General features: G+C 39.3%; 8 protein-coding genes, 1 pseudogene and 2 riboswitches. Of the genes and pseudogenes, 4 read left to right on the forward strand and 5 right to left on the reverse strand.

From position 1 onward, the window contains the following. Positions 1-122: 122 nt before the first annotated feature. Together COB47_RS12795 and COB47_RS13015 are read left to right on the forward strand one after the other, a co-directional pair. A complete protein-coding gene (locus tag COB47_RS12795; protein ID WP_272941020.1) occupies positions 123-251 on the forward strand; it encodes a hypothetical protein in 129 nt (42 codons plus the stop codon). A 63-nt stretch (positions 252-314) separates the two neighbouring features. Continuing rightward, positions 315-1,563 (forward strand): annotated as a pseudogene (locus COB47_RS13015) (IS110 family RNA-guided transposase). Between the two features lie 247 nt (positions 1,564-1,810). Here the strand turns inward: COB47_RS13015 and COB47_RS11810 are convergent. Together COB47_RS11810 and COB47_RS08395 are read right to left on the reverse strand one after the other, a co-directional pair. Continuing rightward, positions 1,811-5,608 (reverse strand): endo-1,4-beta-xylanase, encoded by a 3,798-nt coding sequence (locus tag COB47_RS11810; RefSeq protein WP_013290948.1) that lies wholly within the window; start codon positions 5,606-5,608, stop codon positions 1,811-1,813. Between the two features lie 392 nt (positions 5,609-6,000). Further along, entirely contained in the window at positions 6,001-11,262 is a 5,262-nt protein-coding gene (locus COB47_RS08395; RefSeq protein WP_013290950.1) for a glycoside hydrolase family 48 protein, read from the reverse strand. 607 nt (positions 11,263-11,869) lie between these two features. Then, a riboswitch (cyclic di-GMP riboswitch) is annotated at positions 11,870-11,959 on the reverse strand. A gap of 269 nt (positions 11,960-12,228) precedes the next feature. On the opposite strand from COB47_RS08395, the gene COB47_RS08400 reads away from it, so the two are divergent. After that, positions 12,229-13,371, forward strand: coding sequence for a helix-turn-helix domain-containing protein (locus tag COB47_RS08400; protein WP_013290951.1), 1,143 nt, complete (start codon positions 12,229-12,231; stop codon positions 13,369-13,371). 15 nt (positions 13,372-13,386) lie between these two features. Here COB47_RS08400 and COB47_RS08405 read toward each other — a convergent pair whose 3' ends face one another. Beyond that, entirely contained in the window at positions 13,387-15,336 is a 1,950-nt protein-coding gene (locus tag COB47_RS08405; protein WP_013290952.1) for a tapirin, read from the reverse strand. A 200-nt stretch (positions 15,337-15,536) separates the two neighbouring features. Next, positions 15,537-15,626, reverse strand: a riboswitch (cyclic di-GMP riboswitch). Positions 15,627-15,752: 126 nt separating this feature from the next. After that, the gene (locus COB47_RS08410) at positions 15,753-17,132 is read right to left on the reverse strand and encodes a transposase (protein ID WP_013290953.1); all 1,380 of its coding nucleotides are present in this window, start codon (positions 17,130-17,132) and stop codon (positions 15,753-15,755) included. A 409-nt stretch (positions 17,133-17,541) separates the two neighbouring features. Between COB47_RS08410 and COB47_RS08415 the strand changes: the two genes are divergently transcribed. Then, positions 17,542-19,257: an IS1634 family transposase gene (locus COB47_RS08415; protein ID WP_013290954.1), complete on the forward strand. Its 1,716-nt coding sequence runs from the start codon at positions 17,542-17,544 to the stop codon at positions 19,255-19,257. 274 nt (positions 19,258-19,531) lie between these two features. Here the strand turns inward: COB47_RS08415 and COB47_RS08420 are convergent, their stop codons facing one another. Continuing rightward, on the reverse strand, positions 19,532-21,460 hold the full coding sequence (locus COB47_RS08420; protein WP_013290955.1) for a tapirin: 1,929 nt from the start codon (positions 21,458-21,460) through the stop codon (positions 19,532-19,534).

The following is a 21,460-nucleotide window of genomic DNA, read 5'->3' on the forward strand; positions in this document are numbered from 1 at the left end:
TAAAATCAGAAAAAGTTTAAGCCTGATTTAGTTTATTTGGATATTTTTTGACCACCTCCTGCTGGACGTGCTTTGATATCTGCACGTCACAGCTCGCGGAAGACTGAACCCCAAAGGATTACATGAGTAATGTTTACTCGTTTGCTGTGCACGGTCAGTTTTCCACATCTGATTTGAGCATGTCAGATGTGTGCTACAGCATAAACTGCTCAAGTAGCTCTAATATCGGCGAGGCTGCTATTGTCATGTAATCCCCAGGGATAAAGGGCTTAATACTTTTTCTTACCACTACTTGCAAAAAGGAGGTCTTCAAATTGCCAAATACTTTAATCGTGGGCATTGATATCAGTAGTCAGTCAAATTCCATCTTCTTCATCGATGATGCCGGTAACCACTTGATTAAAAAACCTTTTTCCTTGCCTAACCATCAAGAAGGTGCTAACGAATTAATCAAAAGAGTTATTGACTGCCTCAGCCAGTATAATCTATCCTACGTTAAATTCGGCATGGAAGCAACTTGCTATTTCGCTTGGCATCTGCACTTGTTTCTTGCTTCTTCATCTGAACTGCTGCCATATAAACCAACTTTTTATGTCCTCAACCCAAGCGTTGTCAAAGGCTTTAAAAAAATCTACACTTTCTTGCCTAAAACAGATAACATCGATGCAATTATCATCGCTGAATGTGTCAGGTTCAGTAAGCTAAATCCAACACCTTTACCAGATTTCAAATATGCTGCACTACAACGCCTTACCAGAATGCACTACCACCTTGTTCATAATCTAACTCGTGAAAAAAAACAGAGCTCTAAATCTCATATACCTTAAATTCTCCACTTTCTCTCAAGATTGTCCTTTTTCCAATATCTTCGGTAAGGCATCTTGTGCTATCATCGAAAACTTTACACCTGACGACATTGCCTCCATGCCACAAGAAAGATTTAATTAAGTTCGTATCCGATAACGGCAACAATAGACTCTCAGATGTCAACAAAATCGCTGAAATACTTAAAACCGAGGCTCAAGCGTTCATACAGATTACATCCTATGTTGGCTGAGGCAAATGACTTAGCTTTGTCTATGACCCTTGAAAACATTAGATTTATGCAAGAACAACTTAAAAAACTCGACAAAGAAATCTCAAAACTTCTTAAAGCTTTCTCTCAAACCCTGACTACCATTCCTGGCATAGGTGATGTTCTTGCAGCTGCTATCTGCGCTGAAATCGGTGATATCAAGCGCTTCAAAAATGAAGCTGCTTTAGCTAAATACTCCGGCCTGGTCTGGACTCAATATCAATCAGGCAATTTCAATGCCCAAGATGTATCATTGGCTAAGTGTGGTAACCAATATCTGAGATACTATCTTGTTGAGGCTGCTAACTGTGTGCTGTAGCACACAGTACGTTACAAAGCTTTCTACAACAAGAAGTTCTCAGAGGTTACCAAACACCAGCATAAACGTGCCCTCGTCCTAACCGCAAGACGTTTGATTCCTCTGATCTTTGCCATGCTCTAGCCTTGGTCAAATATATCAAGAAAGAGGTGATGTTTACAATACTTAGTTAGTCCCAATTTTTTAATTTAATAATCTTCTCTAAACAAGCTGCCAGTTAAATTTTTCCATGCTGAGTGGCTCGGTATTCTATTGTCTTTTTTGCCCTAATTATCTAAAAAATTTTTTTAAAAACCCCCTTGACATTATACCGTTTGTCTCTCTTCTTTCATTTCTTTGCCCAATGTTTTGAATTTGTGGTAGCTTTACCTTCTTATTTTTCCTTGAATATACGTTACGATTGTTATATTTTTCCCTTATTTTGTGACCGGTACTGGTGCCGGTTCATTGTTATTATAGTATATTGTAACGTTAATATTCTTTCCATTCGTACCTAGAGGTCGCTTGTGATCTAATCCAACAAATCTACCTTGGCTGTCTTGCCACAGAGCAGGTTTTAAGAATGTGTATTTACTCTCATCCCATGTTGTGAAATCATACTCTACCAATCCGCCTGTATCACCTGAATTTGCGTTAAAGCACCAGAATGTATGATGTATATGATTTTCTATAATATAGTCACGCAAACATTTCATCCACTTTTCATTATCTCCTCCATCAAGGTATCCACCCCATTCTCCAATCAACAAGGGTGCTATATTTTCTTCCATAATGTATACCCAATTTGGACGCCAGCAGTCTTGAAGCAATGTTTCTTTCGTGAAGCCTGGATAGAACCACGGTTGTTGGTAAACAGACGGCCCATAATCATGAGGTGAATATACCACTTTGTTTTGATATTTACCAAGGTTAATTGGATATTTCCTTACACCTCGCAGGTTTCCACCCCACCACGTCGAGTAGTAATCGCTTGAGGATTTAGAAGTCCATGTCACATCATCTTTCGGATATGCTTCAATTCCCTCTATTACGATGAGAAGATTTGGATTTATGTTGAGTATTCCTTTCGCACACGTCTCAGCCGCATACTTCCAATTATTTATATCTGTTGAATCATCCCATTTTGCAAAAGTCGCATCTTGCCAAGGTTTGCCATGTGGCTCATTTTTTAGGTCGAAGGCAATTATTGTATCGTCATTTTTATATCTATTCGTAATCCATTCGCAAGCTTTGTAGAAATCTTCTGGGGTGTATTTGTCATCATACCATACTGGATATATATGTCCCATCGCATCTGTTTTTATGCTATGGATGTCCAACATAATTTTCAATCCGACCTCTTTACATGTCTGCACAACAATATCAAATACTTCAAGACTATTTTTACCCTCAAGCTCTGGATTTACATAGTAGTTTATGTTGGGCTTTGGATAAATACCTTGTGACCAGTTCAGAATCAACTCTGCAGAGATTGGTACTCTCAATAAGTTAAATCCTCTATTTGCTATTTCTGCAAGAGTACTTTTAAGATTACAACTCCAAACACCATCGAATACATTCGTTCCTGTATTGTAACCGAACCAGTTCACACCTGTTAGCCAAACAGGTCTGCCGTCTTTATCAACAATCTTGTTGCCGCTTACATAGAGCCAGTCATCATTCGTATCGTCCGAATATGCCGGTGTGGATGTTGGAGCGGGAGTTGGAGTCGGGGTAGCTGTGATTGTTGGAGTTGGCGTGATTGTTGGAGCAGCTGTTGGTGTTGCTGTCGCTGTCGGTGTTGGAGTTGCTGTAGGTGCTGGCGTAGGTGTTGGTGTCGCTACTGGGGCTGGTGTCGCTCCACTCGGCTCCTGACCCCATACCAGCACTCCATCTATATACGCCGTTACCTTCACATTCTCTCCATAACTCGTCATGCTCTGTGCCCATGACCAGTCATTTCCCTGATTGTAATTGCTCCAGTCACTCTTGTTAAACCTTATCTGTATCTCCCCTGTGTCCTTCCCAGGCTGCAACTGACCCGCTCCACTCTTAAATCCTATCTCTAAATAATAGTCCGCTCCACTTACGCTACCACTCAGCTTCACAAACTTGAATGTCACATTGCTTGCTCCTATCTGTGCCCAGTCGCTTACCGCACTCTGTGTCTTGTCTCCATCTACCGTGTACCAGTACCTTATCGTTACCCTGCTCAAATCTATCGCACTGCTACCACTATTTACTACCTTCAACCACGGTCTTATCGTGTTCGTCGTAGCATTTGTCTCCATGTTCTTATACAATACCTTTATCTGCCCACCTGTTGCCGGACTGCTGCTCGGTGTTGGCGTCGGTGCCACCGTCACTGTCGGTGTCGGCGTCGGTGTTGGAGTAGCAGTTGGTGTTGGTGTGGGTGTGGGTGTGGGTGTTGGTGTTGGCGTTGTTGTCACTGTTGGGGTTGGCGTTACTGTTGGTGTCGCAGTTGGTTTCGGTGTTACTGTTGGGGCTGGTGTCGCTCCACTCGGCTCCTGACCCCATACCAGCACTCCATCTATATACGCCGTTACCTTCACATTCTCTCCATAACTCGTCATGCTCTGTGCCCATGACCAGTCATTTCCCTGATTGTAATTGCTCCAGTCACTCTTGTTAAACCTTATCTGTATCTCCCCTGTGTCCTTCCCAGGCTGCAACTGACCCGCTCCACTCTTAAATCCTATCTCTAAATAATAGTCCGCTCCACTTACGCTACTACTCAGCTTCACAAACTTGAATGTCACATTGCTTGCTCCTATCTGTGCCCAGTCGCTTACCGCACTCTGTGTCTTGTCTCCATCTACCGTGTACCAGTACCTTATCGTTACCCTGCTCAAATCTATCGCACTGCTACCACTATTTACTACCTTCAACCACGGTCTTATCGTGTTCGTCGTAGCATTTGTCTCCATGTTCTTATACAATACCTTTATCTGCCCACCTGTTGCCGGACTGCTGCTCGGTGTTGGCGTCGGTGCCACCGTCACTGTCGGTGTCGGCGTCGGTGTTGGAGTAGCAGTTGGTGTAGGTGTTGGGGTTGGCGTAATAGTTGTAGTTGGAGCTGGTGTTGTTGATGCCCCTGATGCTTCTATTACTGCCCAATAAGCTGGTTTTGCACTGTAATCCTCAAAAAACAATAATGGCCAATCATTCTTGCCATTAAAAGATCTTAACCATGAATAATCATCTTTTAATCCCCAAAAAGTTACACTTTTTACAACATCCTTATACTTCTTCAACATTGTAAATAATTCTTTGTACTTCTGAGCTTGCTTCTGAAGCAAGTCCTGCGGTGGTGTCGAATAGTTTTCGCTTGATCCGTAATTGTATAAACTCATATCAAGCTCTGTTATATGAATTTCTATGCCTGGTATTGAACTGAATAACTTTATGCTATTCTCTATTTCGCTAACTGATGGCCAGTTAACATTTATATGGCATTGCATTCCAATACCATGTATTGGTATTCCTTTTGATTTTAAATTTTTAACCATGTTGTATATGAAATCTCTTTTCTTGGAAATCTCAGTATTATAGTCATTATAAAATAGCTTTGCGTTGGGATCTGCTTCATGTGCCCATATAAATGCTTTCTCAATGTATTCTGGTCCACAAATCTCATACCATGTCGAACGCCTATAACCATCAGACTGATTCTCATCAATAGCTTCATTTACAACGTCCCATGCGTATACTTTTCCCTTATACCTTCCTACAACATCATATATATATTGCTTCAATCTTGCTAACAACGCATCCTTGGTTAACCTTTGTCCACTGCTGTCTTTAAAAAACCAATCAGGCGTCTGGCTGTGCCACACTAAAGTATGTCCTCTAATTCCTATATTGTTCGTATTCGCAAAGTCTACAAAGGCATCAGCAGTGCTAAATCTATAATTTAAGCCTGTACTTGTTTGCCCAGCTAATAAACTTTCTGGCTTCATTTCATTCTCCGCTGTTAGACTGTTAAAATGTTTCAATACCATCCTTCTGTCTGTATCGTTGCTCAAACATTTTGCAGGTATTGCTACACCTATCCTAAAATCATTCTTATAACTCTCATATAAACTTGGAATGCTCCAGTCAGGTGCTGCTTTGGTTTCAATTGGATAATAACTCATTGTACCAAACAAACAAATACTTGCTATAAATATAATCAATGTCAAGCGAGCTACAATTTTAACTAATTTTTTCTTCATATTATCTACTAACCCCCTCTTTTTATTTTACCTTTTATTTTACATTTAGATGAAAAATATTCTAACAACACAATATCTACCGTTATATACAATCATTATGAAATAATATTCCTTACGTCCCAATAATAGCTACAATTCTGCGCTATAACTAAAGCCTGTAAAACCTAAGCTCTGGTGCCTGCCAAGATTCACACGTCAACTCTAACCATCTCTTTCCTATTTTTGTTTTTACTCTCATCATAAAACCTAACCCCCTCTTTTTTATGCATTTTTTCCATTATACCTCTTTATTTTTTGTACTATTTTTTGAACACCTCTATACAGGATTTTAGCGAGGTAGCACACCATACCTATAGATGTGCTACCCCGCTAAATTTTCATTTACCTACTTATTATTGATTGCCAAACAGTATTTCATATGTTGCATTAGCTATTGCTATGTCGCACTGTGCCCAGAACCTGTGATATCTGAACTCCGGTACCTGCCCTGACTTGTATGCCGCCTCTAACTTCGGCCAATCAGGATCTTGTTTGTACTTGCTCCTTATGTCTATAAACTTAACTCCACTCTTTATTACATCTCCATTCGGCATCTTCCCTGTCCATCCTGCCGGTATATATACCTCTTGCTCAAAGAACCTCTTGTAGTCCGCTCTCTTCTCTGGCGCTGATAAACCTTTGTTATCCCTGTACAACTTCCACATCCTGTCCAGCAATTCCTTCGCTAAATTCTTTGCTTCCTCATCAAATACCCCATACTTCTTCGTCCCTGCACTATAGTACAACAACGCATTCGCTAGCGACGCTGTTATACCTAAATCTGTACCATAATCAACTACCTTAACGTGCAAATTCGGATTCCCTGTATATGTCCCCTTCCATGTATCAGGTTGTCCGCTCCAATCAAGCGTCGACGGTATCGCAAATGTCCCATCACTATTCAACTTCACTACACTCTTAATCCAGCTTACCCACTTCTCAAGCAGTGCACCTGCATCCTTATCTCCTGTCACATAGTAATACTCCGCTACCCTCTGCATCGACCATGCCTGGAATCCAAACCATGTGTTGCTGCCAGGATCTCGATATACCGGGTTCGGTTCATACGCCATTCCATAAAATGTCGCTGTACCTGCCGGATATTTCTCGTACCTGCCATTCCATGAATTTGTCGCGCCTCCTGCTATCGCTCCCTCCGCTGACTGCAACCACCTGTAAAATTCTATCTGCCTCTTCAAACTCTTCGCCCAGTCGTTCGCTCCGGTCGGCGACTTCGGCTTCATATCACTATCATTCGCTAATGCCCATGCCGCCATCGGATTCTGATATCCAAAGTGCGCATGGCTGCACCCTATCTTCCATGACCATGCTCCATCCAATGCTCCGCCCCATGCATAATACCATGACAGCAGATAATGTGCACTGTCATACCCTGTTCCTCCAGCCGCATTCTTGTCCTGACATCCTAATGGCTTGAAATACTTGTCAAACATCGCATACCTCAAATAGTCACCCATCTTCGCCGCCTTCGCTACATAGCTGCTTATCTCATTAAACTTACCTTGCTCCTTCGCCCATACCTTCGCCCAATATGTTGCTTGAATCGCTCTTGCATCCGCATCAGGTGCATCCGTGTATCTCCACTGCTTCGAATAGTTCTGATCCTTAATAAACAGGTCTAAAAATCCATTCGGTCCGCCCCACTTGAATTCCTCCCAGCTCGGATGCGGCACCGTCTCCCATACAGACTCCTCTGGTCCTCTCTGGAACGTATTGATAAATGATGCCCGGCTCACTCCGTCCCCTCTCTTGCCATATCCATACCAGTTGTCTACGTCCATCAACCAGTGCATACCATACATCAATGTGCTACCATATGTGCTCACAAGTTCATTATGCAACGGGTCTTTGCCAACAGGTACATTAAACTCCAACGGCGATGGATACTTGTCCGGTGTCTCCCACTCTCCTGCATATGTCGCTGGCTTGTTAGGATCATATGACCTTATCGGCTGATCTTCCGCTGACGGTATCATATACTTCTCTAATGTGTCCCATGCTGTCTTAAATTTGCTCCAATCCCCCGTCAACTTCCCATACACTGCCTCCAACCATACATAGTACGAAAATGCCTCACTCGTGGTCAAATGACCATAATCAGGTGCTTCGCATATCAGTGTCTCCACCGAATGATATGGTATCCCATCCTGGTTAAAATACCCGTTCGCAGGATCATGGATCTTGTTCCACAACCACATAAACCTCTGCCCATATTCGCCAAGCCCGCTCGGTGTGCTGCTAGGTGTCGGTGTAGGCGCAACTGTCACCGTCGGCGTTGGTGTTGGGGTTGGTGTTGAAGTAGGTGTTAGTGTTGACGTTGGTGTTGGGGCCGGGGTTGGAGTTGGTGTTGGGGTTGGTGTTGCTGTAGGTGCTGGCGTAGGTGTTGGTGTCGCTACTGGGGCTGCAGTCGCTCCACTCGGCTCCTGACCCCATACCAGCACTCCATCTATATACGCCGTTACCTTCACATTCTCTCCATAACTCGTCATGCTCTGTGCCCATGACCAGTCATTTCCCTGATTGTAATTGCTCCAGTCACTCTTGTTAAACCTTATCTGTATCTCCCCTGTGTCCTTCCCAGGCTGCAACTGACCCGCTCCACTCTTAAATCCTATCTCTAAATAATAGTCCGCTCCACTTACGCTACTACTCAGCTTCACAAACTTGAATGTCACATTGCTTGCTCCTATCTGTGCCCAGTCACTTATCGCACTCTGTGCCTTGTCTCCATCTACCGTGTACCAGTACCTTATCGTTACCCTGCTCAAATCTATCGCACTGCTACCACTATTTACTACCTTCAACCACGGCCTTATCGTGTTCGTCGTAGCATTTGTCTCCATGTTCTTATACAATACCTTTATCTGCCCACCTGTTGCCGGACTGCTGCTCGGCACTGGTGTCGGTGTCGCTGTAACAGTTGGCGTTGGTGTCACTGTTGGGGTTGGCGTTACTGTTGGTGTCGCAGTTGGGGTCGGTGTTACTGTTGGGGCTGGTGTCGCTCCACTCGGCTCCTGACCCCATACCAGCACTCCATCTATATACGCCGTTACCTTCACATTCTCTCCATAACTCGTCATGCTCTGTGCCCATGACCAGTCATTTCCCTGATTGTAATTGCTCCAGTCACTCTTGTTAAACCTTATCTGTATCTCCCCTGTGTCCTTCCCAGGCTGCAACTGACCCGCTCCACTCTTAAATCCTATCTCTAAATAATAGTCCGCTCCACTTACGCTACTACTCAGCTTCACAAACTTGAATGTCACATTGCTTGCTCCTATCTGTGCCCAGTCGCTTACCGCACTCTGTGCCTTGTCTCCATCTACCGTGTACCAGTACCTTATCGTTACCCTGCTCAAATCTATCGCACTGCTACCACTATTTACTACCTCCAACCACGGCCTTATCGTGTTCGTCGTAGCATTTGTCTCCATGTTCTTATACAATACCTTTATCTGCCCACCTGTTGCCGGACTGCTGCTCGGCACTGGTGTCGGTGTCGCTGTAACAGTTGGCGTTGGTGTCACTGTTGGGGTTGGGGTTGGGGTTGGTGTTGTCGTTTGTGTAGGTGTAGGTGTAGGTGTAACACTCGCAGTTGGTGTTGGGGTCGGTGTAGCAGTTACTGTTGGTGTTGGTGTTGGTGTTGCTCCAGAAGTTCCTGGTTCCTCACCCCATACTTTTACATCTCCATCATAAAGTGGAATATATTTAGTTTTAACAACTGAACCACTTGAAACTCCCTTTATATCCTGGAATGAATAGTCGTTAGAATTATCCCACTGTACATTCTGTGGCGCTGCAATTCTAAATTGAACTTCTTTCTTATATTTGTCTTGGCCACCTGGATAAATCAATGTGCCAGTAAAGTCTACTAAAATGTAGTATATATTCTTGCTTGCATCCCATACATAAGGTCCACTTACTTTTGCACCTTGATTATAATTGGTACTCAAGGTTAATTGATTTGGTGAATATCCTGCTTTAATTAATTCGCTCAGGTCAACAAAATATCTAAATTTAAGCTTATCTGTTGCTCTGGCAGGCCAACCACTTTGGTTATTAACTATCGCTTTAATTTCAATAAAGTTAGTTCCGGATGCATTTATACCAGCTTCAACAAAGAATTCGTCGTTTGTTGGGGTTTCAATAGCTTTGAAGTTTGGTATTGGATTGCCACCATACAACAGATACATCTTTGCTAATGCACCCACAAACCCTGCATTATAATCACATGCAACCTCGTTGTTCACATAGTTGCTTATATCATCTGTGTAGCTATCATCAGAGCCCGGACCGCCTACAAGTGCTCCATACAATGTATGTCTATGGTATGATGGTATACTCTGACTGTCTGCCCACGAACTATGTGCAGTTCTGTGATGTGGTCTCTTGGGTGGATTTGTACCAAATCCTACAACAAAACTTCTTCCGGCTGAACCCAATGCATAATCTATCTGGCTTTCTCCAAATTTTCTATATGTTTCTTTTTTGGTGCTTGGACAGCCAGCCCAATCGCTATAAACAAATGCCAAAAATGCTGTAGTTGTTGCATATCTCAACGAACCCCACTGATCAAGCCATGCCAACCCTTTTGGAGTATACTTAATTCTTTCCCCATTGTAACCTGTTGTCCAATAATCTAAGTGCATCTCAATAATTTGTTTGTAAGTATCTTTTCCAGTAATTTTCGCTAACAACAATGCCGCACCATTATGAACGTCATCCCAGCAATGAGCCCACTTGTAGTCGATTGTATTGCTGCCTGAAATTTTGGGCCAGTTTTGAACGTATGATTCTGCCTTTGTTAAGTACGTTGAATCATTTGTTGCCAAATACAACCATACCGCTGCCCATGACAGTTCATCATAGAAACCGCTCCATGAATTATAATATCCATTTGCAGCTGTGTAACCCGAATCGCTTTTTGTAACTTCCGCAAACTCGTATAAATCTTTTGCATGTTGCAAATATGTCGCTGCTTTAGTGGGATTTCTGTCTTTCAAAACAATTGAGGCCGCTGCTAAAGAAGCTGCCGTCTCTGCTACTACAGTAGAACCTGGACTGCTTTGTGTAACTTTAAATGAAGGCCTTTCCATTTGCATAACCTCAGCAGGACCCCACCATGCATGGTCCTTGCTGCCATCTCCAACCTGGTAGTAGTATACATATTTGCTTGGATGGCATTTTACAAAATAGTCATTAACCCATTCGATTTGGTTTAAGATATGTTCCAATTGACCACTCTTGACAAATGCATCTTTGTATTCATACACTGCCCATGACAACATTGTACCAGTGTATGACATTGGAAGGTTAAACTTGACGTGATCACCTGCGTCAAACCAACCACCTGTCAAATCAAGTCCATTGTCTTGACCATCTTTTAATGCTGAGTCGCCACGCCAGTTGTTGCGTACCCAACTTGGAAGTTTACCAGACATTTGAAATTCGTAGAACATAATAGCTTTTTGTAAAGCTTCCCCATAGTTAAATGAACCAGCCCGAACCTCCTGCCATGGTTTAACCCCATATACCACTCCTAAAATAAATATGAAGGTTACAACCATTGCAATAATTCTTCTGTAACGCTGCATGAAATTCTAACCTCCTTATTCAGTTTACTATAATTTTTGATTTTATTATATACCAAAAATACTTGCATGCCAATTGATTTTTTTGTCTAATTTGTTTATTTAATTGTCAAAAACGCAATACGCTATTTCTATTTTTCATTCCTTATACACACTTTTATTCTTTATGCTCTTTTTATTACAAAATTATAACACATATGTTTCTAATATTTTGCATTATTTTGCTCTATGGAGGTCAAAAAAATGCAACAAAATAATTTGGTATTAAACGGAATTCATATGGATATGATCCGGTTAAGAAAAGATAGTTATATTCTTTTGAATAGCTTTATGATGTGGTAGAAACTTTTTTCAGTAGCTAAACAAAGTTAATATTGGCTGCCTCTGCACGGCAGCCAATATATATATAAGTATATATTGTAAAGAGGGGGTTAGGGGATAGCTTCTTTCAGCGTTACAGAAGAATCTATCTAAATTTTAGATTACTATCTTTATTTATACTTTAACATATGCCTATGAACCATTCTTTAATTTCATCCCAAAAATAAAACGGCGTCGCGCCAGACGCCGTTTTAACCTTTTCTCAACCCTCTATTAAGCCCGAGTAGGTTTCGGCAGCCTGGCAACCATAGGAAGTTTTTCTTCCGACAGGCCCATGGCTTTGCGCCCCTGCCTTTCGACAGGTTTGCCCTTTCGACCACTTACTTCATATTTAATTTTTTAATTTCTTTATTTCACATTTTAATAATATTGTAATACTAACACCAATGATTTGTCAACTACTTTTTCATTTTAGGACTCGAATAGGTGTAAAGATATTTACCACAGCGAAAGAATGTACGAAAACAATAATGAAAAGCCCATAAAAAGAATTGTGGCTGCCTCCCTCCTGTTTGATATAATAAAAAAGTGTAATATTCCATTCAAAAGAAACATCAAAAAACTACCAGGATGGGAGGGCAGCCTACTATGAATATTATACCATATCATGAACTCAGAAAAATATCTCCTGAAAAGGCCAGAGAATTAATTCGAAAAGTATTTGAGGCAAATAACAAAAACATATCAAAAACTGCTAAAATATTAGGTGTATCAAGACACACTGTAAGAAGAGCAGTATATGGTCCTGTTGAGGATAAGTCTAGAAAGCCTAAAACTTGCCCTAAAAAACTTTCTTCTGAGCTTGAAAATCTCATTATCCAAGAGGCTAAAAAAACAGGATTCAGATACAGACGTCTTTCTCTTTATTTATTCAGAAAATATGGCGTTAAAATAAGTGAAAACACGATAAAATCTATTCTCAAAAGAAATAGTGTGCCGAGAAAGACAAGAAAGACGAAAAAGGGAGAAAGAAGTCTTTACGATTATGAGTCTCTCATCCCATTTTCTGAATTTCAGCTTGATACGAAACATCTTTTAGACAAAGAAAGCCTCCCAAAAGAAGTATATGAGCACATGATAAAATACAATCTACCGTGTTATGAGTGGAACATGATAGATGTTGCTACAAGGACAAGATTTACAGCTTATTCATATGAGCTTTCATCTACTTTTGGTTTTATGTTCATAACATTAGTAGTTTTATGGCTTAGGACACATAATGTAAGAAACCCAATAAGGATAAGATTAGATAATGGAGCAGAGTTTTGTGGTGGGAGCGAAAAAAAGCTAAAGGAGTGGAATGAGATGTTGTCATTTTTGGGAGTAGAGCTAAATCCTATTCCACCAAAAGCAAAACACTTGATGGGTATAATTGAAAATTCACATAGAGCAGATGATGAATATTTTTTGATGATTCATGCTGAAAGATGCATAACAAAAGACGAATTTATGACAAGAGCTCAAAAATGGCAGGATACGTGGAATTTTTATAGACCTCACAATGGTAAAGGAATGAATGGGAGGACACCTTTCGAAAAGTTTAGAGATTCAAAAATTCTGGTCTCCTCCCATGTATTTCAATTTCCTACTTTACTTCTTGAAGACTTATTAAAGAAAGTGGGGACTTTTTATTCTCTGTTCTGTAATAAATTAGGTGGTAAATATGTCTTCACCACGTGCCTTTTTCATTTTAGGATAGTAGAAAAAACCTTTACATATCCGTGTTACTAAGGTTTTTCATAAATATTATCTTACAATAATATTTCTTCTTCTTACACTATATAAAGTATCATTTTGAATTGCATTTGTTTGGTTATATATTGTTGCCGGTGGAACATACCCAGTAGTATTTGTTACCTGATTCTGAATGAGTGAACTCGGCGAACCATATATTAATGTTACACCATCAAATGGACTCCCGCCTGAACTATTTATATTAAGAGTATTACCTAACGCAATCAATTGACCATTTAATATTCTCGTTCCCACTGAAATAGTAATGTTGTTCCTTGCAAAAACATGCAATTGGAGTGGACTTGGAACTGGCGAAACGCCCATGCTTGCTAACCTGTTTTGAATCTCAACTTCAATTTCACCTGCATTACAATTTTCTCCAATAACAACAACTTGCGGAGGTGATTTAGAAATATCTGCAGCACTGTCAATTGAGGCTGGTGGAACTGGATCATGGGGTGTTATCGATGGTATACTTGTACTATTAGGAAAACTAAAATTTCTTATCTCATTTAAAATTTGTGGCAAGGGCGGATACGGAACTGAAGACACTACATTTATAACCCCACCTGAATTAACAATCCGACTATAGTCAGGCGGCATCCTCGTCACAATGGTTGCGCCATTTTCTATTACTAACGTAGTTGGATTGTTCAAAAACTGAATCGAATCGCAATATACTACCGCACCAGATTTTATTGTAACTGTCCCTTGATCCTGTATTCTTAACGCACCCCTGATTACTCCTATTTTCTTTATTACAACATCTACCGCATTTGCTGTACTACCTTTAACTATGACATTCCCATCGCAGTATAACTCATCAAACTCATATCTCCCTCTACCATATAATTCCGCATTTCCCCCCACGTACGTTATACCCATCTGCAAGCTAATATTTCTATCTCCAACACCCGTTCTTCTCAAATTTGACCTAATATAAGTTACATTGTTCACTTTTACATTGTCTTCGCGAACTTGTGGATTACCGTTCACACCCAGTGATAACTCACCCATTACCACCAAATTATTAATGTCAGTTTGCAAACCGCCGTGTGATTGTATGTCACCGCCTGTATGTATATTCCCGCCTATTATGGTAAAGTTAACATTTGCCACGAAGCTTCCATTTGTGTATAATGCATAATCAAACAAGTTAAATACTGAGGATGCAGCAGTAGTAGTTGCACTCGATACGCTACTTTCCAGCCCATTAGGCTTGGTTGCAAGTATTTCAACATCTAACCGCAATGTTCTCTTTATCTCTTTATCTGACGAAGTTCCTGCTCTCTTTTTAGATACATCAATGTAAATTGTATATCCATCAGGAAGAGACCCACTTGTCGTACCTGACCATGCATTAACTGTAATATCATCAAGTTCATACCCAGTCAGGCTCTCATAATGTGGCTTTATATACAACTCTACTAAGTCAGATAACTTCTTAAACTCCGGCAGCGACAGAGATTCAACCTTTATGGAAGCATCACTACCCACGTCATTCATAAACCGGCTTACCTCATCCCTTATAATCGCTTTCATACCCTCATACACTTTATCTTCAGCTACATCTCGACTTATCCTCCCATGTCGCAAATCATCCAATATCTTCCCCGGCTCATAGCTCTCATCTCCCAATAACCATCTCACTCGACCAGGACATATATCTTTTAGTGTCCCATCTCCCTTGTAATAATAACCATACGCTATATTCTTTGCATCCTCTAACAGTTGATTAAAATAATACAAAAACTCCTCTGCTGCACTTTCAGCTCCATAGCCTGTTGCAGATTTCTGATATATAGATGTGCTCTGGTTCAGCGATGCTAACACAGCCGACATCGCTCCCAGTAAGACTGTGCTTAAAATAGCAATTATTATTATCACAATAATTAAAGCACTTCCACTCAAATTTATTTTGAATACTTTTTTACTAAAGGTCTTCCAATTTGTTCTCAACATTTCACACACTTCCTTAAACTCTTAACTATAGTTAAATACAACGCTAACAATAATTTTCCCTCTTAACTCTCTCCGTACTTCCCACTTGTTCATTAATTCTTTGCTACTAAAACAACAATGGATATAAAAATAAAAGCATCTGGCTGTCGCCAGATGCCATTTGCCAATGATTAAATATATCACTCATCTCTTGGCATATTTTCGGCAGCCTGGCAACCATAGGAAGTTTTACTTCCGACAAGCCCATGGCTTTGCGCCCCTGCCTTTCGACAGGTTTGCCCTTTCGATATATGCCTTTACTCTTTTGACAATCACAATCCTCTGTATATTATTATCTCACAAAACTTAGAGTTTTTCAAGCACATTTTTCAGCTCCAACTGCAATTCGGAATTTGAACAACAACTCCTTTTTCATGTTATACTTTACCCAGAATCGAATCTAAGCGCTGCTTCACTTCTGCGTTGCATGACGCATACAACTGAATAAACTCCAGAAATCCAAAGATACCAAAGTACTGTCCAGCATATACAATAACCGATTTTGGCCCCTCTTCCACATACTTCTTTGCTGCTACAGGCAAACTTTTTCCCTCACATCTCTTCCCTTCTTCCATATCTCTGTATAGCTGGAAGAACAAATATCCTATCAGTACCATCACAATATGAAATGCTATAAAATTGTACTTCGTGCTCTTAAAATCTTCAATCTTCCAAAAATCCTTGATCTGTCGGTAATCTTCCTCAATCTCAGGCCTTAATTCATATGTCTTGATTATTTGTTTTGCTGTCTTCCCAAGATCTGTAGTCACAATTACAAAATATTCATCCGTCTTTGTGTCATGTACTACACACCCATTTATCTGTACGTCATCTTCAGGCTTGGCACTCCTCCAATAACTACCCAGTGATTCTACAAAAGCAATCTCCTGCCTCTTCCTTTTTTTGTTCGGGTGAGCTTCCCACTTGTTTTCTTCTTTTGCTATCATTACTGCCTGCTCATATGCCTCCATATTGCTTTTCAAAGGAATGTACGTATCCACTCCTCTCTTTTGTTTTAACTGGTTCATAAGCTCCCTCGAAATAAATCCACGGTCATTAATTAAAATGTCCCCAAATTTTAACATTTTGCTTTTTAGTACCATCTCTCGGCTTAATTCAAGGTCATGTACGTTAATACTACCTATTTTGATTTCTTCCAGTATACCATTATCACCTGTAATACCTCGTAGTGTAGACATCTTATATCCTCTACGCATTCCATCTTTATCTCTTACCACTTCTGAACCTTCATAATTGCTATTCTCCAGTAATACTTCAAGCTCAGTACAATCAAGAATATGAATATCAGGTACTATCTCCTTCTTCGGAAATACATACTCTTGAACATATGTATTATATCCTTGTATTAACTCTTCCACCGTGTATTTCTTTACTATGTTACGAAGGGTACCTTCGTCCATCAGCCCTTCTTTCAACCCTCTCTTATTGTCCCATATGTTCCAGCCAATTTCTGATAATGTCTCCGCATTGCTTATAGCAAAGGGTATATCTGTCAAACTGGTCTTTAGCTTCATCTTCGCTGTAATGGCTAATGTCAGCAATATGTGAAAAGGTATATTCTTATTTGCTGATCGTTTGTCCAAAAACGCATGCTCTAATAGCTCTATTATCCCTTCTCGTTTCATTTTAAGAATTATTGCATCTATCAAATTAGGAAAGCTTAAATCCGCTGCATCTATTGCACCTTTTCTAATAGCTTCTAATACTCTTTCTTTGTCTTTTTTACTTATTACCATATAATGAAACCTCGAAATATTATTCTTAAGAATTATCTTAATACTATATTCCTATATTGTCCAGTTATGCTATCCCTAATTACTTCTAATATGCTTAAAATAGCAGCTTTAAGCTCTCATTTCCTTTATTTAACTCCAAATTCCGAATTGAAGTTCAGCTCCTGTATTCAAGTGTAATTAAATTTATTAATTTAAAGCTGCAAAGACTACCTCCACAACCATCTAACTGAGCATTATAATTAACCACATTCCCGAGTTTTGCAGCAAAAAATTATTATCAAATTTTAAACAACTTGATTTTACTGAGATAGAAGGTCAAAAAATTTTTAAAATTTTAGCAAATTTTTATGGCGTTTTCTGGCGAAATGTGGTATAATACTCTTAAAATATTAATTACGAGGTTGCTAAATTGTATCTTAAAAAAAGTACAAACCGTAAAACTGGTAGAACTTATCTGTCAATCGTAAACAGCTACTATGACAAAGAAACTAAACAATCTCGAACAGCTACCGTCCGCTCCTTAGGTTATCTTGACGAACTTCAAAAACAATATGATGACCCTATCGCATTTTTCACCGAAGAAGTTCGTAAAATGAACGAAGAATTGAATAAAGAAAATTCTGAGCTCAATCTCAAAATTTCATTAAATGAAACTATGCCTTTAAATTATAGTGCTCGAAAAAATTTTGGTTATGCAGCTTTAAGTAAAATCTATCATGAGCTTGAAATAGACAAGTTCATAAAAAATAAACAGCGCTACTCACAAGAAGAATACGATGCTAATAGTATTTTAAAACTTTTGGTATACTCTCGCTTGCTTTTCCCCGCATCAAAAAAGAAAACTTTTGAAAATAAAGATATTTTCTTTGAAAAATTTGATTTTTCATTAGACGACGTATATCGAAGTTTATCTTTTTTCAATAGACATTGCGAGCAACTTTTACTTTGGATTCATGAACATATAAAAAAGCTTTATAACCGTAATACAGAGCTTGTTTACTATGATGTCACAAACTATTATTTTGAGATTGACAAACAAGATGAACTAAGGAGAAAAGGCGTATCAAAAGAACATCGTCCAGATCCTATTGTACAGATGGGATTGTTTATGGATACAAATGGCATACCTATTACATACAAACTTTTTCCTGGAAATGCGCCTGATAAAACAACTTTAATTCCTGCCTTGCGAACAATTCAAAAAGAATATTCCTTAGGCAGAATAATTGTAGTAGCAGATAGAGGACTAACAACCGGAGATAATATTTGGTATATTTTATCTGCCAAAAATGGATATATACTAAGTTATTCTATCAGAGGTGCTGACAGAGATTTTCAGAAGTATGTACTTGATGAAAAAGGATATGTTGAAAAATCCAATGGATTTAAAATAAAGTCAAGACTTTATCCAAGAGAGATTCAAATAACAACGGCAAGTGGGAAGAAGATGAAAAAAGTAGTAGATGAACTTCAAATAGTCTTTTACAGTCCGGAATATGCAGCAAAAGAAAAACAAGAGAGAGAAGCAGCTTTGATAAAAGCGATGGATTTGATTAAAAATCCAGGGAAATACAACAAAGCCACAGCTTATGGTGCAGCCAAGTATGTAAAGAATCTTGCATTTGACCCTAATACAGGTGAGATATTGGCAAGTGCTCAGAGGAAGCTATCTTTGGATGAAGAGAAATTAAAAGAAGAAGAAAAATTTGATGGATACTATGCTATTGTTACAAGCGAGTACAAAGAATCACCGGAGAAGATAATAAACATATATAAAGGACTTTGGAAGATAGAAGAAGCATTCAAGATAACAAAGAACGAGATAGAAAGTAGACCTGTTTATTTATCCTTAGAAGAACACATAAATGCTCATTTTTTGACCTGTTTTATATCATTAGTAATTGCAAAAATATTGGAATACAGGTTACAATGGAAATACTGTGTTACAGAGATTTTGGAGAGTTTGAGGAAAGCATCATGTAGCCATATTAAAGAAAACTATTATGTATTTGATTTTTTTGATGAAGTACTTGAGGAAATTGGAAAAGATTTAAACATAGATTTTAGTAAAAAATTTATGAGATTGAAGGAAATAAAAAAAGTTTTAGGTGAGACAAAAAAGTGATTTTTCACTATAACTTTTTGATAAAACTTAAATAGCCTACAATCCTTTATTCCCAATGGATTGCAGGCTATTTTTATTCCAATCATCTGCAAAAGTCAGGTTATTATCTCACAAAACTTAGAGTTTTTCAAGCACATTTTTCAGCTCCTGTATTCAAGTGTAATTAAATTTATTAATTTAAAGCTGCAAAGACTACCTCCACAACCATCTAACTGAGCATTATAATTAACCACACTCGTCATTGTTTTAAATAAACTTATTATCCTCACATTTACTACTTTATGACAATGTTTCGTCTTAAAATGTTATATAAAGTTTTTCTTCCAACTGCATCAGCCTCCGTATATATTATTTGAGATGGTTGAATACCTGTATTATTCTCAATGTCTTGTTGTATGGAAGGACTTGGCGTTTGATACTTTAGCGTAAGCCCAGCATATGGATTCTCCAAGCAGTTTACATCTAATGCATTACCAAGCGAGATTATCGAACCATTTAAAATAGTCATACCACCACCCACGAATGTAATGTTGCCCCGTGAAATTAAATGCAGCTGGAGTGTTGAGAAATCAACAGTGGGTAAACTTAATCTACCCAATATTTCTAACCTTGCTTCATTATCGTTAATAAAGGATTCACCATATATTACTATCTGCGGGGGTGTTTGAGTTATGTCTGCAGTGCTGCCAAGCTGAGGACTACCAACACTATCAGCTGGCAATGGTGTTATTAGCAAACCACTGGTATAATCCCGATTTCTTATTTCATCTATCTCAGCTGGCGTAGGTGGATATGAAAAAGAAGAAGAATACGAAATTGTCCCACCATTATTTTGTATGGATATTATCGTGGATGCATCGGGAGTTGTTGCTACATATAATTTTGCTCCATTTTCAAGAATCAAGCGGGAACCATTGCGTACTACCAATGAATTGCAGTAAACCGCACTGTTGCTTTTTAACGTTACTGTTGCTCCATCAATAACCTCAAGTGTCCCTCTTATACTTGCTAACGCTGAAACTTCCATGTTCACACCCGGTCCAGCTAGCTTTACATTGCTATCAGAAAACAATTGTACAAACTTATAGCTACCGGCCCCATATAATTGCATTTCCTGACCAACATAAATTGTTTTTGCATCAATATTAGTTGAGCGTGGGGATATCCTATTTGCTTTCAAACTTTTTTCTACATAAATTATATTCCTTACAACTATATTGTTGTCACGACATCGCGAGTCACTATCTTGATTTATCATCATCTCACCTTTTGATATCAAATTGTCAATATTAAACACCGCACCACCGTGTATCGTTAGGTCACCACCTGAATACACACTTCCATTTTCGACAGTAAGGTTTTTGTTAGTATTAAGAGCACCCTTTGAAAATATTGCATAATCAAGCGGTGATGAAGGAACAGGCGTTGGTGATGGATTCAAAATTAAGTTCACTGAACTTCCACTGTCATCAGCTATTCTAACATCTAATCGCAATGCTCTCTTTACCTCTTTATCTGACGAAGTTCCTGCTCTCTTTTTAGATACATCAATGTAAATTGTATATCCATCAGGAAGAGACCCACTTGTCGTACCTGACCATGCATTAACTGTGATATCATCAAGTTCATACCCAGTCAGGCTCTCATAATGTGGCTTTATATACAACTCTACTAAGTCAGATAACTTCTTAAACTCCGGCAGCGACAGAGATTCAACCTTTATGGAAGCATCACTACCCACGTCATTCATAAACCGGCTTACCTCATCCCTTATAATCGCTTTCATACCCTCATACACTTTGTCTTCAGCTACATCTCGACTTATCCTCCCATGTCGCAAATCATCCAATATCTTCCCCGGCTCATAGCTCTCATCTCCCAATAACCATCTCACTCGACCAGGACATATATCTTTTAGTGTCCCATCTCCCTTGTAATAATAACCATACGCTATATTCTTTGCATCCTCTAACAGTTGATTAAAATAATACAAAAACTCCTCTGCTGCACTTTCAGCTCCATAGCCTGTTGCAGATTTCTGATATATAGATGTGCTCTGGTTCAGCGATGCTAACACAGCCGACATCGTCCCCAGCAATATTGTGCTCAGAACAGCAATAACTATTATCACAACAATCAAAACAGATCCGTCAACCTTTTTAATAAACATCCTGTCTTTTAAACAACTAATTTTTTCCAGCAT

This window comes from Caldicellulosiruptor obsidiansis OB47, assembly GCF_000145215.1.
Classification (GTDB): Bacteria; Bacillota; Thermoanaerobacteria; order Caldicellulosiruptorales; family Caldicellulosiruptoraceae; genus Caldicellulosiruptor; species Caldicellulosiruptor obsidiansis.

Coding starts and splice junctions, on each gene's coding strand:
- COB47_RS12795 (WP_272941020.1), top strand. CDS start 123: ATGAGTAATGTTTACTCGTTTGCTGTGCACGGTCAGTTTTCCACATCT.
- COB47_RS11810 (WP_013290948.1), bottom strand. CDS start 5,608: ATGAAGAAAAAATTAGTTAAAATTGTAGCTCGCTTGACATTGATTATA.
- COB47_RS08395 (WP_013290950.1), bottom strand. CDS start 11,262: ATGCAGCGTTACAGAAGAATTATTGCAATGGTTGTAACCTTCATATTT.
- COB47_RS08400 (WP_013290951.1), top strand. CDS start 12,229: ATGAATATTATACCATATCATGAACTCAGAAAAATATCTCCTGAAAAG.
- COB47_RS08405 (WP_013290952.1), bottom strand. CDS start 15,336: ATGTTGAGAACAAATTGGAAGACCTTTAGTAAAAAAGTATTCAAAATA.
- COB47_RS08410 (WP_013290953.1), bottom strand. CDS start 17,132: ATGGTAATAAGTAAAAAAGACAAAGAAAGAGTATTAGAAGCTATTAGA.
- COB47_RS08420 (WP_013290955.1), bottom strand. CDS start 21,460: ATGCTGGAAAAAATTAGTTGTTTAAAAGACAGGATGTTTATTAAAAAG.